Source organism: Pseudomonas idahonensis, assembly GCF_037903935.1.
GTDB classification, from domain to species: Bacteria; Pseudomonadota; Gammaproteobacteria; order Pseudomonadales; family Pseudomonadaceae; genus Aquipseudomonas; species Aquipseudomonas danubii.
In genome coordinates this window covers 405,982-422,734 of sequence record NZ_CP149586.1, presented here as the reverse complement: position 1 = coordinate 422,734, position 16,753 = coordinate 405,982, and the positions used below count along the sequence as shown (strand labels likewise).

12 protein-coding genes and 1 pseudogene are annotated in these 16,753 nt (G+C 62.0%); 8 read left to right on the top strand and 5 right to left on the bottom strand.

The genetic code is table 11. The features are described 5' to 3' along the window. Positions 1-184: 184 nt before the first annotated feature. On the top strand, positions 185-628 hold the full coding sequence (locus WIN67_RS01935) for a YkgJ family cysteine cluster protein (RefSeq protein WP_170002055.1): 444 nt from the start codon (positions 185-187) through the stop codon (positions 626-628). Positions 629-904: 276 nt separating this feature from the next. Here the strand turns inward: WIN67_RS01935 and typA are convergent, their stop codons facing one another. Both typA and thiI read right to left on the bottom strand, forming a co-directional pair. Further along, positions 905-2,725: a translational GTPase TypA gene (gene typA, locus WIN67_RS01930; RefSeq protein WP_025130242.1), complete on the bottom strand. Its 1,821-nt coding sequence runs from the start codon at positions 2,723-2,725 to the stop codon at positions 905-907. Positions 2,726-2,864: 139 nt separating this feature from the next. Next, positions 2,865-4,319, bottom strand: coding sequence for a tRNA uracil 4-sulfurtransferase ThiI (thiI, locus tag WIN67_RS01925; protein ID WP_102862749.1), 1,455 nt, complete (start codon positions 4,317-4,319; stop codon positions 2,865-2,867). 331 nt (positions 4,320-4,650) lie between these two features. Between thiI and glnA the strand changes: the two genes are divergently transcribed. From glnA to WIN67_RS01910, 3 genes and pseudogenes are all read left to right on the top strand, one after another. After that, a complete protein-coding gene (glnA, locus tag WIN67_RS01920; RefSeq protein WP_016965623.1) occupies positions 4,651-6,057 on the top strand; it encodes a glutamate--ammonia ligase in 1,407 nt (468 codons plus the stop codon). Positions 6,058-6,193: 136 nt separating this feature from the next. Continuing rightward, the gene (locus tag WIN67_RS01915; protein ID WP_339070565.1) at positions 6,194-6,748 is read left to right on the top strand and encodes a chorismate mutase; all 555 of its coding nucleotides are present in this window, start codon (positions 6,194-6,196) and stop codon (positions 6,746-6,748) included. Between the two features lie 120 nt (positions 6,749-6,868). Further along, a pseudogene (locus tag WIN67_RS01910) lies at positions 6,869-7,174 on the top strand (DUF4124 domain-containing protein); the annotation flags it as partial. 9 nt (positions 7,175-7,183) lie between these two features. Here the strand turns inward: WIN67_RS01910 and WIN67_RS01905 are convergent. After that, a complete protein-coding gene (locus WIN67_RS01905; RefSeq protein WP_123391574.1) occupies positions 7,184-8,371 on the bottom strand; it encodes a CaiB/BaiF CoA transferase family protein in 1,188 nt (395 codons plus the stop codon). A gap of 34 nt (positions 8,372-8,405) precedes the next feature. Next, positions 8,406-10,127, bottom strand: coding sequence for an acyl-CoA dehydrogenase family protein (locus WIN67_RS01900; protein WP_102882121.1), 1,722 nt, complete (start codon positions 10,125-10,127; stop codon positions 8,406-8,408). A gap of 111 nt (positions 10,128-10,238) precedes the next feature. On the opposite strand from WIN67_RS01900, the gene WIN67_RS01895 reads away from it, so the two are divergent. Together WIN67_RS01895 and WIN67_RS01890 are read left to right on the top strand one after the other, a co-directional pair. Then, positions 10,239-11,138 (top strand): LysR family transcriptional regulator, encoded by a 900-nt coding sequence (locus tag WIN67_RS01895; RefSeq protein ID WP_339070563.1) that lies wholly within the window; start codon positions 10,239-10,241, stop codon positions 11,136-11,138. Positions 11,139-11,293: 155 nt separating this feature from the next. Continuing rightward, complete coding sequence (locus WIN67_RS01890) at positions 11,294-12,721, top strand: MFS transporter (protein ID WP_259697711.1); 1,428 nt, start codon at positions 11,294-11,296, stop codon at positions 12,719-12,721. Here WIN67_RS01890 and WIN67_RS01885 read toward each other — a convergent pair. Beyond that, the gene (locus WIN67_RS01885; protein ID WP_339070562.1) at positions 12,715-13,797 is read right to left on the bottom strand and encodes a trifunctional transcriptional activator/DNA repair protein Ada/methylated-DNA--[protein]-cysteine S-methyltransferase; all 1,083 of its coding nucleotides are present in this window, start codon (positions 13,795-13,797) and stop codon (positions 12,715-12,717) included. The two genes, WIN67_RS01890 and WIN67_RS01885, sit on opposite strands and share 7 nt — an antisense overlap. Positions 13,798-14,168: 371 nt before the next feature. Here WIN67_RS01885 and glnL point away from each other — a divergent pair, with 371 nt between their 5' ends. Both glnL and ntrC read left to right on the top strand, forming a co-directional pair. After that, positions 14,169-15,260, top strand: a complete 1,092-nt coding sequence (glnL, locus tag WIN67_RS01880) for a nitrogen regulation protein NR(II) (RefSeq protein WP_102862743.1) — start codon at positions 14,169-14,171, stop codon at positions 15,258-15,260. After that, positions 15,250-16,686, top strand: coding sequence for a nitrogen regulation protein NR(I) (gene ntrC, locus WIN67_RS01875; RefSeq protein ID WP_016963311.1), 1,437 nt, complete (start codon positions 15,250-15,252; stop codon positions 16,684-16,686). Before glnL ends, ntrC begins: the two co-directional genes overlap by 11 nt. Positions 16,687-16,753 lie beyond the last annotated feature (67 nt).

Below are 16,753 nucleotides of genomic sequence, written 5' to 3'. Positions count from 1 at the left end.
CGGCGCTGTCTCAAATGCCTCGACTCACGAGAGAGCCTTGCGCGCCTGCAGGGGAAAAAGATGCAGATGCCGTGCCGCCAGGGACTAATCGCAAGGCACACAAGAAAAATCCGACCTAAAGTCGTTCAAAAATCCACCAGTCCCGGTATGATCGCGCGCCCTGGAACATGCCGGAAGCACCACCTTGATGAAGTCCAATCTGATCGCCGCCGCGGAAATCGACCGTCTCGATACCTGGGCCAAATACACCGCGCCCATGTGCGGTTCCTGCATGTCCAGCTGCTGCACCCTGCCGGTGGAAGTGAAGATCAAGGACCTGATCCGCATTGGTATCGTCGACGAATTCGAGCGCGGCGAACCGGCGAAGAACATTGCCAAGCGCCTGCAGAAAGAAGGCATCGTCGAGCGCTACAACCAGAAGTCGGAAATCTTCACCTTGCAGCGCATGAGCAACAACGACTGCCTGTATCTGGATCGTAAAAGTCGCCTGTGCACCATTTATGACAAGCGCCCGGACACCTGCCGCAACCACCCGAAGATCGGCCCGCGCCCGGGCTACTGCGCCTACAAGCCCAAGCCCCAGGAGCGCCCGACCAATACCAGCAGTCGAACCCTGGAACGTTTCTGATCCCCTGCCCTTCAGGCTGCTAAGGCTGCCCACCTCCCACCGCAGCTAACGCTGCTGTAGCCGCTGCCGAGCAGCGCGAGGCTGCGAACGGCTGCAAGGCAGCCGCAAGACGGCCAGCACGGTAGCTCAGGCACTACGCGCCGCCTGGGTTGACGGCCGCTGCGCGCCCGGTCGCAGCCTCGCAGGCTCGGCAGCGGCTACAGGTTTTCTCCAGGCGAAAAAAAACGCCCCCGGTCTCGCGACCGGGGGCGTTTTCATTCAGCCGGAACTAAAGACTCAGTTCTTGGCTTTCTTGGCAGCGCGGGTACGCTCGCCTTCGTCCAGGATCTTCTTGCGAAGACGGATGGACTTAGGAGTCACTTCGCACAGCTCGTCGTCCTGGATGAATTCCAGAGCCTGTTCCAGGGTGAAGCGAACAGGTGGAACCAGGGCGATGGTTTCGTCTTTACCCGAAGCACGCATGTTGTCGAGCTTCTTGCCCTTGGTTGGGTTCACACCCAGGTCGTTGTCACGGCTGTTCAGACCAACGATCTGACCGTTGTAGATTTCCTGGCCGTGCTCGACGAACAGCTTGCCGCGCGCCTGCAGGGTTTCCAGGGAGTAGGTCAGGGCCTTGCCGGTTTCTACCGATACCAGGACGCCGTTCTGACGGCCGGACATGTGGCCGGACTTCATCGGAGCGTAGCGATCGAAGATCGAAGTCAGGATGCCTGCACCGTTGGTCAGGGTCAGGAACTGGTTACGGAAACCGATCAGACCACGGGCTGGAATGTTGTATTCCAGGCGTACACGGCCCTTGCCATCCGGAACCATGTTGCTCAGGTCGCCCTTACGCAGGCCCATCTCTTCCATGACCTTGCCCTGGGATTCTTCAGGGATGTCGATGGTGACGTTTTCGAACGGTTCCTGCTTCACGCCATCCACTTCACGGATGATCACTTCAGGACGGCCAACGCCCATCTCGAAGCCTTCGCGACGCATGGTTTCGATCAGTACCGACAGGTGCAGCTCACCACGGCCGGAAACCTTGAACTTGTCAGCCGAGTCGCCTTCTTCAACGCGCAGAGCAACGTTGTACAGCAGCTCTTTGTCCAGACGTTCCTTGATGTTACGGCTGGTCACGAACTTGCCTTCTTTACCGCAGAATGGCGAGTCGTTGACCTGGAAGGTCATGGAAACGGTTGGCTCGTCGACGCTCAGTGGCTTCATCGCTTCGACAACAGTCGGATCGCACAGGGTGTCGGAGATGAACAGCTCGTCGAAACCGCTGATGCAAACGATGTCGCCAGCAGCGGCTTCTTCAACGTCTACACGGTGCAGGCCGTGGTGACCCATCAGCTTGAGGATACGACCGTTACGGCGCTTGCCGTTGACGTCGATGGCCACAACCGGGGTGTTGGGCTTGACGCGACCGCGAGCGATACGGCCAACGCCGATCACACCCAGGAAGCTGTTGTAGTCCAGAGCGGAAACCTGCATCTGGAACGGACCGTCACGGTCAACGCTTGGCGCTGGCACGTTGTCGACGATCGACTGGTACAGCGGGGTCATGTCTTCAGCCATTTCGGTGTGGTCCAGACCGGCAATGCCGTTCAGGGCCGAGGCGTAGACGACTTTGAAGTCCAGCTGTTCTTCGGTGGCACCCAGGTTGTCGAACAGATCGAAGATCTGGTCCAGAACCCAGTCAGGACGCGCGCCCGGACGGTCAACCTTGTTGATTACCACGATTGGACGCAGGCCGGCTTCGAACGCCTTCTTGGTCACGAAACGGGTTTGCGGCATCGGGCCGTCTTGAGCGTCGACCAGCAGCAGCACGGAGTCGACCATGGACATTACGCGCTCAACTTCGCCGCCGAAGTCGGCGTGGCCCGGGGTGTCCACGATGTTGATGTGGTAGCCGTTCCAGTTGATGGCGGTGTTTTTCGCCAGGATGGTAATACCGCGTTCTTTTTCCTGGTCGTTGGAGTCCATCACGCGCTCGTCGTTGAGCTCGTTGCGCTCCAGGGTGCCGGATTGACGCAGGAGTTTGTCTACCAGGGTGGTCTTACCATGGTCAACGTGGGCAATGATGGCGATGTTGCGTAGATTTTCGATCACTTGTGTATCTCGATCAGAGGATTCGGTGTGCTGACAAATGCTGGCAGCGATTAACAATAGAGTCAGGCCTGGCCGTTACAGCTGGACGGCGGCGTCGGGGGGCCGGTGACGCAAGCCACAGGCGAACATCCCCGGGCACTTAGCTCGGTCTATAAACGCGCACATTGGCATGTCCCTCACTGAGCAGATGGTGAGCATGCAGGCGACTCATGACGCCTTTGTCGCAATACAGCAGGTACTGGCGCGTAGGGTCCAGTTCCTTGAAGCGGGCGTTCAATGCATAGAACGGCAGCGCTTGTACTTCGATGCCAGCAAGCTCCAGCGGGTCGTCTTCCTGGGCATCCGGGTGACGGATGTCGATGACGATCTGACCGGCCAGCGCCTCACTGACTTCTTCAATCTGCAAATCCTGGCCCAACTCGTCGATCACCCGATCGATCGGCACCAGCTTGGCCCGCTCGATCGCACGCTCGAGCACCGCCATATCGAATTCTTTCTCTTCATGCTCGACGCGATGGCGCTTGGCATGGGTCTTGGGGTTCACCGAGATGACCCCGCAGTACTCCGGCATGTGCTTGGCGAAGTCGGCGGTGCCGATCTCTTCGGCCAGGTCGATGATGTCCTGCTTGTGGCTGGCGATCAGCGGGCGCAGCACCAGCTTCTCGGTCACGCAGTCGATCACCGACAGGTTGGGCAACGTCTGGCTGGACACCTGGGAAATCGCCTCGCCAGTCACCAGTGCATCGATGTGCAGACGGTCGGCGATGCTTGAGGCGGCACGCAACATCATACGCTTCAAAATGACGCCCATATGACTGTTGTCGACTTTGCCGAGAATTTCCCCGAGCACTTCCTCGAACGGCACGCTGACGAACAGCACCCGCTGGGAGCTGCCGTACTTCTTCCATATATAGTGCGCGACTTCCATCACGCCCAGTTCGTGGGCACGGCCGCCCAGATTGAAGAAGCAGAAGTGGCTCATCAGGCCACGGCGCATGACCTGATAAGCGGCGACCGTGGAGTCGAAGCCGCCGGACATCAGCACCAGGGTCTGTTCCAGGGCGCCCAGCGGGTAGCCACCGATACTGTTGTGCTGGCTGTGGATCACGAACAACCGTTGGTCGCGAATTTCCATCCGCACTTCGATTTCCGGCTCTTTGAGGGAAATGCCGGCGGCACCGCACTGCCGACGCAGCTGGCTGCCGACGTACTTTTCCACGTCCATGGAGCTGAATTCATGCTTGCCGGCACGCTTGCAGCGCACCGAGAAAATCTTCCCGGGCAAGGCCTCGCCGAAGTGCTGCTTGCACTTGGCAACGATGTCGTCGAAGTCGCCCAGCGGGTACTCGTCAACCTGCAGGAAATGCGCGATGCCGGGCATGCAACTCAGGCGCTCGGTCAGCTCCTTCAGGGCCTTGGGCTCGCTGAGGGCGGTTTCCAGCTCGAGGTTGTCCCACACACCATTGACCACCACGGCCGGGTCCAGATCGCGGAGCACGGCACGGATGTTCTTGGCCAACTGACGGATGAAACGCATCCGTACCGGGCGGCTCTTGATGGTGATTTCCGGGAAAACTTTAACGATTAGTTTCATGAAAACTGCGCGCGCTGGGCCAGCCGAAAAAGGGGGGCGCGGATTATAGCGGAAATTGCTCAAGGTTTAACCAATTAATGTGCATAAGGTTTTAGGTGCACCAAAACAGGTCATTTATCAAAGAAGACGCTACATTGCAGTGCGCCAAATGCCGGCATTACGCCAAATCCGCCGCAGAAAGCGTGATTTTGGGGCAGAAAACCCATCTCGGGGCACTGGCATGCAATTTGCTCCCTTGTGAGGCAGGTTGCCATGGCAGAGTATTCGCGCCGGCATCACCCACATTCTAAGGGCACTCCAACACCAAGCCCGAAGCCACCCGGAGGACACTATGTCGAAGTCGGTTCAACTCATCAAAGATCATGACGTCAAATGGATTGATCTGCGCTTCACTGACACCAAGGGCACTCAACATCACGTGACCATGCCGGCCCGTGATGCGCTGGATGAAGACTTCTTCGAATCCGGCAAGATGTTCGACGGTTCCTCCATTGCTGGCTGGAAAGGCATCGAAGCCTCCGACATGATCCTGATGCCGGACGACGAAACCGCCGTGCTGGACCCGTTCACAGAAGAACCGACCCTGATCCTGGTCTGCGACATCATCGAACCTTCGAGCATGCAAGGTTACGACCGCGACCCACGCGCCATTGCCAAGCGCGCCGAAGAGCACCTGAAAGCCACCGGCATCGGCGACACCGTATTCGCCGGTCCAGAGCCAGAGTTCTTCATCTTCGACCAAGTGAAATTCAAGTCCGACATCTCCGGTTCCATGTTCAAGATCTACTCCGAACAAGGTTCCTGGATGTCCGACCAGGACATCGAAGGCGGCAACAAGGGCCACCGTCCAGGCGTCAAAGGCGGCTACTTCCCGGTTCCACCGTTCGACCACGACCACGAAATCCGTACCTCCATGTGCAACGCACTGGAAGAAATGGGCCTGACCGTTGAAGTTCACCACCACGAAGTGGCGACTGCCGGCCAGAACGAAATCGGCGTCAAGTTCAACACCCTGGTGAAGAAGGCCGACGAAACCCAGACCCTGAAATACGTCGTGCACAACGTGGCCGACGCCTACGGTCGCACCGCCACCTTCATGCCTAAGCCACTGTACGGTGACAACGGCTCGGGCATGCACGTGCACATGTCGATCTGGAAAGACGGCAAGAACACCTTCGCTGGCGAAGGCTATGCCGGCCTGTCCGATACCGCTCTGTACTTCATCGGCGGCATCATCAAGCACGGTAAGGCTCTGAACGGCTTCACCAACCCGGCCACCAACTCCTACAAGCGTCTGGTTCCAGGCTTCGAAGCCCCGGTGATGCTGGCCTACTCGGCACGCAACCGTTCCGCTTCGATCCGTATTCCTTACGTGTCGAGCCCTAAAGCCCGCCGTATCGAAGCCCGTTTCCCGGACCCGGCTGCCAACCCATACCTGGCCTTCGCTGCTCTGCTGATGGCCGGCCTGGACGGTATCCAGAACAAGATCCACCCTGGCGACGCCGCTGACAAAAACCTGTACGACCTGCCGCCTGAAGAGGCCAAAGAGATCCCACAAGTTTGCGGCAGCCTGAAAGAAGCCCTGGAAGAGCTGGACAAAGGTCGTGCGTTCCTGACCAAAGGCGGCGTTTTCAGCGACGACTTCATCGACGCTTACATCGCCCTGAAAAGCGAAGAAGAGATCAAGGTCCGTACCTTCGTACACCCACTGGAATACGAGCTGTACTACAGCTGCTGATCCGGTAGCGTCGGCGCAAGCCGCGTGATCAAGAGGCCTCCTTCGGGAGGCCTTTTTTATGCCCGCGCATTTGCCAGGCCCGGGGTGGTTGCGTGCATCATGGGCGCCGCCCTTCTCTTATCTGCCGAGCCCGCCCATGACTTTGCGCCTCAACTTGTGCCTCGCCCTCACCTGCAGCCTGCTCACCACAGCCGCCTGCGCCACCGAAGCCCCCGCTGCTCTCGCCCCGTTGCTCGGCAGCATCGGCGAACGCCTGGCCATTGCCGATCAGGTGGCCCTGAGCAAATGGGACAGCCACAAGGCGGTGGAGGACCGGCCTCGGGAACAGCAGGTAATTGCCGGCGCCACAGCCCAGGCCGCCACCTATCACCTGAGCGAGGAAAGGGTTGGGCAGTTCTTCGCCGCCCAGATCGAAGCCAACAAACTGGTGCAGTACGCCAAGCTGTCCAGCTGGCACCTGCAAGGTCGGGCGCCAGACACCCCGCGCCAGGACCTGGCCGGACAAATCCGTCCACAACTTGATCAGTTACAAAAACGCCTGTTGCAGCAACTGGCCGACTTCAGCCCCCATGCCGGCGATCGCCAATGCCCGCAATGGCTGGCCCAGGCCAATCAGGCCGCCAGCCGCGACCCGTTGCGCCAACTGGCAATGGTCCGCGCCACCGCTGAGTTATGTGTGTTCAAAGGTTAACCGCGCCCGCGTCCAGCCTCGCGCCGCCCTATGCTGAGCCTTTCAACCGCGAACCTGTAAAGGGCTGGAATCACCGTGATGCGCGCCGCTGCTTTTTGCCTGCTGTGGATAACGGCGCTGCCCGCCAGCGCAGAGCCTTACGCCCAACTGCAGTTGCAGGGTGTGCCAGCGCACGGCGCGCTGCGGGCCAACAACGGCAGCTTCACGGTGCAGGTGGCGCTGGTGCCGGACTTGCAGCCGCAGCATCGCCTGCGTCTGCTGCTGGACGATCAGGCGTATGGCCCCCCGAGCCGGGGCCCCGAGTTGCCGCTGGTGAATATCGACCGTGGCCAACATCGCCTGGCAGTGCAGGTCCTCGACGGCGTGAAGGTGCTGCAACAGAGTCCGAGCATCACCTTCACCCTACTGCGAGCCCATCGCCGCTGAGTGCAAACTTCAACCGCGCACCACCCCGCTGGCCAGCAGCTTGGCGATAGTCGGCTCATCCAGCCCCAGACCCTGCAGTACCGCACGAGTGTCCTGGCCCAGGGTCGGCGGAACCGTCCGATAGCTAGCCGGGGTTCGCGACAGCTTCACCGGCGAACCTATGCCGCGGTAACCATCGAGTTCCACCAGCAGACCGCGATGCCGGGTATGGGGATGAGTCACCACCTGATCCACCGTAGCAATCGAACCACAAGGCACTCCCAGGCCAATCAGCCGCGGTGCCAGCGAGGCCCCATCGTGGGCAACCAGATGCCGCTCCAAAGCCTGTTTCAAGGCTAGGCGATTGACCGAGCGCTGGCCGTTATCGGCAAAGCGCGGGTCTTCCAGCAACTCGCTGGCCCCCAGTTCCCGGCATAGCCTGGCGAACTGTCGATCATTGCCAACCGCGAGGAAGATCGGTTCGCCGGCGGTGCGATAGCTGTCGTAAGGGGCGATGTTGGGATGGGCATTTCCCGTGCGCTTCGGGGTCTTGCCGGAAGCGAAGTAGTTCGGCAGATGGGGATGCAGCAGGGAGACACCGCAGTCATACAGGGAAATATCCAGGGACTGCCCAAGGCCGCTGCGCTGACGCTCGTTGAGGGCCAGGAGAATCCCCGCCAACGCATTCAGGCCAGTGACCATATCGACGATCGGCAAGCCGATGCGCAATGGCCCGCCCTCGCCTTCGCCGTTGACACTCATCAAGCCGGCCATGGCCTGGATCACCGCGTCATAGCCGGGTAAGCCGCCCAAGGGGCCATCGGCGCCAAAGCCGGAGATCGCGCAATGAATCAACCCCGGGAAACGCGGGCTCAGCACCTCCTGAAATCCGATGCCCCAGCGTTGCAGGGTGCCAGGCTTGAAGTTCTCCACCAGCACATCGGCGTCTTCCAGCAATTGCATCAGCAGGGCCAGGCCCTCGGGGCGCGACAGGTCGACGGCAATCCCCCGCTTGTTACGGTTGATGCCGCGAAAGTATGAGGCGTCATCGCCTTCGAACGGTGGCCCCCAACCCCGGGTTTCATCGCCACTCAAAGGCTCCAGCTTGATGACTTCGGCGCCGTGGTCGGCCAGGGCCTGGGTACAGTAGGGACCGCCCAGCACGCGGCTCAGATCAATGACTTTCAGGCCCGCCAGGGCCCCTTGGGCAAGGTTCATCCGGGTACTCCGCACATCGGAAAGGGACGGCCAATCAGGCCGGCAGCAGTTGCATGGCCTCGGCTTGCGACAGCGGGCTCTCATTGGCCAGGCGCGCCAGCAGCTCGGCATCGATAGCCGGCTCCAGGCTCAAGGGGTCCCGTGGCAGCACCTTGTGCGCCAGCACCAGATGAGCCAGGCCCAGGCGTCGATAATCCGGAGCCTGACGCACGGCTTCCCAGGCCATGAAAATCGCGCTGGTCAGGTGATACAGCACGCTGCCGAACTGACGCACCTGCTCATCCCGGCGTTGCTGCGCCACCGTATGGAAGCCGGTGACCGTGCGCAGCAGGGCCGAATCGAACAGCCTGCGGCTGGCGTCCGGCAGATCGGCCTCGGCCAGCAGTGCCGCCAGATAACCCTGCAAGGGTTCCAGCGCCTGCTCACGGGTCACCGCCCGGGCAATGTCCAGGGCGACGATATTGCTGGTGCCCTCCCAGATCGAACCCAGATGGGCGTCGCGCACCAGCCGGGCATCGCTCCACTCCTCGATGTAGCCAACCCCACCTCGCACCTCCATGGCATCGCCGGTGACCCGTCGAGCGTCACGGCAGGCGCGGAACTTGATCAGCGGCGTGAGAATCCGCACACATTTACGCGCCGCCTCGTCACCGCTATCGGCCCGGGGCAGCAAGCTGGCGATTTGCATGAACATCGAACGCGCCTGCTCGGTGGGCAGCATCATCTTCAGCAACTGCCGCTGCATCAGCGGCATCTCGATCAGATACTTGCCGAAGGCCCGACGCTGGCGGGCGATGAACAGCGCTTCGTTGATCCCGCGGCGCATCAGCCCCGCTGCCCGCACGCCGTTGGACAGCCGCGACATGTTGACCATGTCGGCCATCTGCTGGAAGCCGCGGCCGACCTCACCGATCAGGTAGGCGCTGGCACCTTCCAGAGTGATCTCGCCACTGGCCATGGAGCGACTGCCCAGCTTGTCCTTCAGGCGCTGGATCCGGTACTGGTTGCGCGAACCATCGGCCAGGACTTTCGGCAGCAGGAACAGGGTGACCCCGGCCATGCCCGCAGGCGCCTGTTCCGGGCGCGCCAGGACCATGGCCAGGTCGGCATCCGGGTTGGAACAGAACCATTTCTCGCCGTACAACCGCCATTGGCCGTCCTCCAGCCGGGCGCGGGTTTCGGTGCGCGAAACATCGGAGCCAGCGGCCTGCTCGGTCATGAACATCGCCCCCTGGAACAGCTCGTCGAAATCCTGGGACTGCAGTCGCGGCAGATAACGCTGCACCAGCTCAGGCGTGCCGAACTTGCGCAGGGTGCGGGCCAGGGAGTCGGTCATGCTCACCGGGCAGCACAGGCCGAACTCGGCCTGGACGAACAGATAGGTCAGGGCGTACTTGACCAGCGGCAGAGGCCCGTCAGGGCGATGGCTCATGGAGGCCAGGCCCAGCTCGGCGTAGGCCACCCGCTCCAGGGCAACATAGTCCGGGTGCTTGGCAATGCTTTGCAGGTTCTCGCCGCGGCGGGTGCGGGGCTGCAACACAGGCGGGTTCTTGTCGGCGGACAGGGCCAATACATCCAGCTCGCCACCGGCCCGGGCACCCAGGCGCTGCAAGCTCGGCAGCCACTGCTGGTAGACCTCCGGCGGCAGGTAGACCTTGAGCAATGCGCCCAGACCGGCGTCGCATTCAAACAGGTTGATACCACGGCTATCGGGGATGTTCAGGCGGTCTTCAATAGGACGGGGCTCGGCGGTCATGGCGCGTCTCCTGATTTTTGTAGGCCGAGACTAGAGCCGCCATCGATAAGTATCTAATACAAAATCCATCCACTACGATAAGAAAACCAGATCGTAGAAGGCAGGCTCCTCATGGACCTCAAACAACTGCGTTACTTCGTCGCCGTGGCCGAGGAGCTGCACTTCGGGCGCGCCGCGGAGCGTCTGTGCATTTCGCAACCGGCACTGAGTTTCGATATCAAGAAGCTTGAGGGGCAACTGGATATCCAGTTGCTCAACCGCAACAACAAGTCCGTGAGCCTGACCAACGCCGGCCAGGTGCTGCTGGGCGAGGCGCGCTACCTGCTGCTGCGGGCCGAACAGGCACGACGCCTGACCCAGCGCTCGGCCGAAGGTTTTGCCGGGCGCCTGAGCGTGGGTTTCGTCAACTCGATCCTGCACCGCGGCCTGCCCCAAACGGTCAAGGCCTTCGAGCGCGATCATCCGGACACCGAGATCGTGCTGATGGAAATGAACAGCGCCGCCCAGGCCCAGGCCCTGCAGCGGGGCCAGATCGATATCGGTTTCGTCCACGGCGGCACCTTCGCCGCCGGTATCCACAGCCAGACGCTGCTGGCCGAACCCTTTCTCTGCTGCCTGCCCCAGGGCCACCGACTGGCCGAGCAGGCGCAAGTCGACCTGGGGCAATTGGCCCATGATGATTTCATCCTGTTTCCACGGGAGGTCTCGCCCCACTACCACGACCTGATCATCGCCCGCTGCGTGGCTGCCGGATTCAGCCCGCGCATTCGTCACGAGACTCGGCTCTGGCAAACCGTGGTGGCGATGGTGGCCCATGAGATGGGGGTGGCGCTGGTGCCCCAGACCCTGGCACTGCTCGGCCAGCCGGGGGTGATTTACTGCGAAATCGAAGGCCGGGGCGCGCCTTCGGAGATTATGGCGATCCATCGGGCGGACAAACCCTCGGCCGCCGCCGACAGTTTCCTCGCCCTGTTCAGATCCCTGCTGCAAGCAGCCGCCACAGGGGCCTGAGCAGGGCGCGGCGATACGAAATCACGTATCAAACCATAAGATTTAATCATTATATTTTTCGATTCCTGCCTGTATAGGCTCCCAGCGGTCGGGTCTTGCATGAAGCCCACGCGCCCTGCACGGGTGCCCATAACAATAACAAGCAGGAGTTGCACATGACCGCCGCCCTGGAAGCTGCCGCCCACAAGAAAGCCCGCAAGGCGGGCATCGCCTCGTTCATCGGCACCACCATCGAGTGGTACGACTTCTACGCCTACGGAATCGCCGCCGCCCTGGTGTTCGGCAAAGTCTTCTTCCCCGCCGACCTGCCCCCGGGCACCGCTACCCTGTTGTCCTTCCTGACCCTGTGGGCCGGTTTTGTCGCGCGTCCCATCGGCGGCATCATCTTCGGCCACATGGGCGACAAGATCGGCCGCAAGACCACCCTGGTGATCACCCTGATCATGATGGGCGTGGCCACCACCTGCATCGGCCTGCTACCCAGCTACCTGCAGATCGGCATCTGGGCGCCGATTGCCCTGGTGACCCTGCGAATCATCCAGGGCATCGCGGTGGGCGGCGAATGGGGCGGGGCGATCCTGATCGCCAGCGAGAGTGCGCCCAAGGGCAAGGGCATTCTCTATGCCGCCTTTGCCCAGCAGGGCTCACCGGCTGGCAACCTGCTGGCAACCCTGGTGTTCTTCGGCCTCAGCGCCCTGCCCGCGCCGGACTTCCTGCTCTGGGGCTGGCGCATTCCATTCCTGCTCTCGGCGCTGCTGGTGATCGTCGGCATGGTCATTCGCCTCAAGCTTGAAGAATCCGATGACATGCAGCGCCTGATCGCGCAGAAGAAGACCGTCAAGCTGCCGATTCTCGACGTGCTGCGCAACCACTGGCGCCTGGTGCTGCTGGGCGCCGGGGTGCTGCCGATCATCCACGTCACCTACTTCAAGAGCACCTTTGCCCTGTCCTGGGCCACCAAGGAACTGGGCTACACCCAGGGCAGTTTTCTCAGCGTGATCGTCATTGCCCTGGTGGTGCAGTTCATCACCCAGCCCCTGGGGGCGGTGCTGGTGTCACGCATCGACATGCGCAAGGCCATGGTGCTGATGGTGGTGCCGGAGCTGGTGCTGATGCCGGCGATGTTCTTCGCCGTGGAAACCGGCAGCTACTGGATCGCCGTGCTCGGCATGTGCCTGGCCACGGTGCCGCATTCGATGTTCTATGGCGCGGTGGGCGGTATCCTGGCCCGGGCCTTTCCGACCCGGGTACGCTACAGCGGGCTGTCGATTTCCTATCAGCTGTGTTCACTGCTGGTGGGCGGCGCCACCCCGGTGCTGGCCCAGAGCATCCTCAATGGCACCGGCAGCATCATCGGCGTGGCCATCGCCTCGGCCTGCTACGCCCTGGTTTCGCTGCTGTGCATGCTGGCGCTGCTCAAGCGCATCGGTCACAACGCTGCCGAGTTGTCCACAGCGGAGCAGGCGGATGCCGATGAACTGGCGCGCCAGACAGAGAACCAAAAACCGCCGCAAGGGCCTGTGGACAACCTTGCGCAAACCCGCCCGGGAACTTCAGGCAAGCCTCTACAGCCCGCTCACTGAATCGCACCGGGGCTTGCCATGCGGCGCTCATGCTCCAGCAGCCAGCGCTTGCGCCACAGTCCGCCGCCGTAGCCGGTCAGCGCGCCATCGCTACCTATGACCCGGTGACAGGCGATGACGATGGCGATCTGATTGGCGCCGTTGGCCCGGGCCACGGCACGCACCGCTGACGGCGAGCCGATCCGGCTCGCTACTTCGGCATAACTGCAGGTACTGCCCAGAGGGATGGCGCGCAAGGCCTGCCATACCGTTCGGGTAAAGGGCGAGGCGTTCATCGCCAGGGGAGTGTGGAAACCGTCGGTTTCTCCGGCGAAATAACGCTGCAGCTCGGCCTCGATTTGATCGATAGGGGCGAAACGTCCAAATCCTATGCTGGAGCCGCTGCTCTTTTGCAGGTTTTGCAGTTCATTGGCCAGGGCCGGGCGATCGAAAAACTCCAGCAGATGCAGGACCTGGGCGTCGGCCACCGCCAGCATCACGCCGATAGGGGTCTGCAGCCAGTCCACCTTGAGCAGCTCGCGCCCCCGCAGGTTCGACGGCGGCTGGCCGGCCAGGCGGGCAAAGGCACGGCGAAAGCCACTATCGGAATCAAAGCCGGCGCTGATCTGCGCCTCGATCACCGACTCGCCGCAGGACAGCTGCTGCATGCCTTGGCCCATGCGTCGCAAGCGGGCCATTTCCAGGAAGGTCACCCCAAAGTAGCGCTTGAACGCGCGACGCACGGTGGATGGGTCCAACCCCTGGCGGCTCAGGTCGTCTTCGTACCAGCGGCGTTCGGGATCGCTTTGCAACTGATCCAGCAGGGTTTGCACCCAGGACTCCTGCACTCCGGCCCGCTCCAGGGGGCGACAACGCAGACAGGCGCGGAATCCCGCTTCGACGCAGCCCTTGATGGAGCTGAAGAACACCGTGTTCTCACGCTTGGGCTTGCGCGCGGCACAGGTCAAGCGACAGAACACACCGGTACTTTTCACCCCGACAAAGGCAAAGCCTTCATAGGCCGGGTCGCGATCCAAAAGGGCCTGGTACAGGGTGTCGTCATCGGGGAGCTGGAACAGCAGAGGGGCGTTTTCCATGGCCGCATCCTAAACCTTGAAGCATTAGGTTCGAGCACTTTAAACCCGCTTCCTGACAGCGGCCGCTGAAAAACGGGCGTTGATTCCCACACCGTCGAGCACCGCGCAAGCACCATGCAGATTCATGCACTATATTGGTGCAGCAAGTTGCACCCAGAGACCATTTACAGCCCATTTTGGTTCGAAAATACCCGCCGGGGCTGGCAAAGCGCCACGCAATCGAGCTTCAAACGGCTGTTTCAGGGCTTGGACGCTTCTTTTCGGAGCCTTGGTTTGGTTTTTGCATTTTCTCCACATCAGCGCCTTACCCGCGCGCGCAATTCGGGACCGGCCCCGGATTGTCTTGCTTCAAAAGAGGTCACCACTTACCCATGACCATCAGCGACCCACTGCACCGTCTGCTTCTGGACAACCTGACCACCGCCACCATCCTGCTCAACGCCGACCTGCGCCTTGAGTACATGAACCCGGCGGCGGAGATGCTCCTGGCCATCAGCGGCCAGCGCAGCCATGGGCAATTCATCAGCGAGCTGTTCACCGAATCCGCCGAGGCCCTGAGCTCCCTGCGCCAGGCGGTGGAACAGGCGCACCCCTTCACCAAGCGCGAAGCCATGCTCACCGCCCTGACCGGCCAGACCCTGACCGTCGACTACGCGGTAACGCCGATCCTCAGCAATGGCGATACCTTGCTGCTGCTGGAGGTCCACCCCCGCGACCGGCTGCTGCGCATTACCAAGGAAGAGGCCCAGCTGTCCAAGCAGGAAACCAGCAAGATGCTGGTGCGCGGCCTGGCCCACGAGATCAAGAACCCCTTGGGAGGGATTCGCGGCGCCGCACAATTGCTGGCCCGGGAGCTGCCCGAGGAAAGCCTCAAGGACTACACCAACGTCATCATCGAAGAGGCCGACCGCCTGCGAAACCTGGTGGACCGCATGCTGGGCTCGAACAAGCTGCCGTCCCTGGCTCTGACCAACATCCATGAAGTGCTGGAGCGGGTCAGCAGCCTGGTGGAAGCCGAAAGCCAGGGCTGCATCACCCTGGTACGCGATTACGACCCGAGCATTCCCGACGTTTTGATCGACCGCGAGCAGATGATCCAGGCGGTGCTCAACATCGTGCGCAACGCCATGCAAGCCATCAGCAGCCAGAACGAAATGCGCCTGGGGCGCATCACCCTGCGCAGCCGCACCATGCGCCAGTTCACCATCGGCCATGTGCGCCATCGCCTGGTGACCAAGATCGAGATCATCGACAACGGCCCGGGCATCCCTGCCGAGCTGCAGGACACCCTCTTCTTCCCCATGGTCAGCGGCCGCCCGGACGGCACCGGGCTGGGTCTGGCCATTACTCAGAACATCATCAGCCAGCACCAGGGCCTGATCGAATGTGACAGCCATCCCGGCCACACCACCTTCTCGATCTTTCTGCCTCTGGAACAAGGAGCCCATCGACATGAGCCGTAGTGAAACCGTGTGGATCGTCGATGACGACCGTTCTATCCGTTGGGTCCTGGAGAAAGCCTTGCAACAAGAAGGCATGACCACCCAGAGCTTCGACAGCGCCGACGGGGTGATGAGTCGCCTGGCACGCCAGCAGCCAGACGTGATCATCTCCGACATCCGTATGCCCGGTGCCAGCGGCCTCGACCTGCTAGCGCGGATTCGCGAGCTGCACCCGCGCCTGCCGGTGATCATCATGACCGCGCATTCGGACCTGGACAGCGCTGTCGCCTCCTACCAGGGCGGGGCCTTCGAGTACCTGCCCAAGCCATTCGATGTGGATGAGGCGGTGTCCCTGGTCAAGCGCGCCAACCAGCATGCCCAGGAGCAGCAGGGCCTGGAAGTGGCCCCGACCCTGGCCCGCACCCCGGAGATCATCGGCGAAGCGCCGGCGATGCAGGAGGTGTTCCGCGCCATCGGGCGCCTGAGTCACTCCAACATCACGGTGTTGATCAACGGCGAGTCGGGCACCGGCAAGGAACTGGTGGCCCACGCCCTGCATCGCCACAGCCCGCGGGCGGCTTCGCCGTTCATCGCCCTGAACATGGCGGCTATCCCTAAGGACCTGATGGAGTCCGAGCTGTTCGGCCATGAAAAAGGCGCCTTCACCGGTGCTGCCAACCTGCGCCGTGGACGTTTCGAGCAAGCCGATGGCGGCACCCTGTTCCTCGACGAAATCGGCGACATGCCGGCCGACACCCAGACTCGTCTGCTGCGGGTTCTGGCCGATGGCGAGTTCTACCGGGTCGGTGGACATACTCCAGTCAAGGTCGATGTACGGATCATCGCCGCCACCCACCAGAACCTGGAAACCCTGGTGCACGCCGGCAAGTTTCGTGAGGACCTGTTCCACCGCCTCAACGTGATCCGCATCCATATCCCGCGCCTGTCGGACCGTCGCGAAGACATCCCGACCCTGGCCAAGCACTTCCTCAGCCGTGCCGCCCAGGAGCTGGCGGTGGAACCCAAGCTGCTGAAGAACGAAACCGAGGAATACCTGAAGAACCTGCCCTGGCCGGGCAACGTTCGCCAGCTGGAGAACACCTGCCGCTGGATCACCGTCATGGCGTCGGGGCGCGAGGTGCACATCAGCGACCTGCCGCCGGAGCTGTTGAGCCTGCCCCAGGATTCGGCGCCGGTAACCAACTGGGAACAGGCCCTGCGCCAGTGGGCCGACCAGGCCCTGGCCCGCGGCCAGTCAAGCCTTTTGGACAGCGCGGTGCCGAGTTTCGAACGGATCATGATCGAGACCGCCCTCAAGCACACCGCCGGCCGCCGCCGCGACGCCGCAGTGCTGTTGGGCTGGGGCCGCAACACCCTGACCCGCAAGATCAAGGAGTTGGGGATGAAGGTGGACGGTGGCGACGAGGACGAAAGCGAAGAAGGCTGAAGCCCTCCCCCCAACAACGAGGATGTGCGTGCACCAGGATGGGGTGCATGCACTGCCCGAAGGCGCG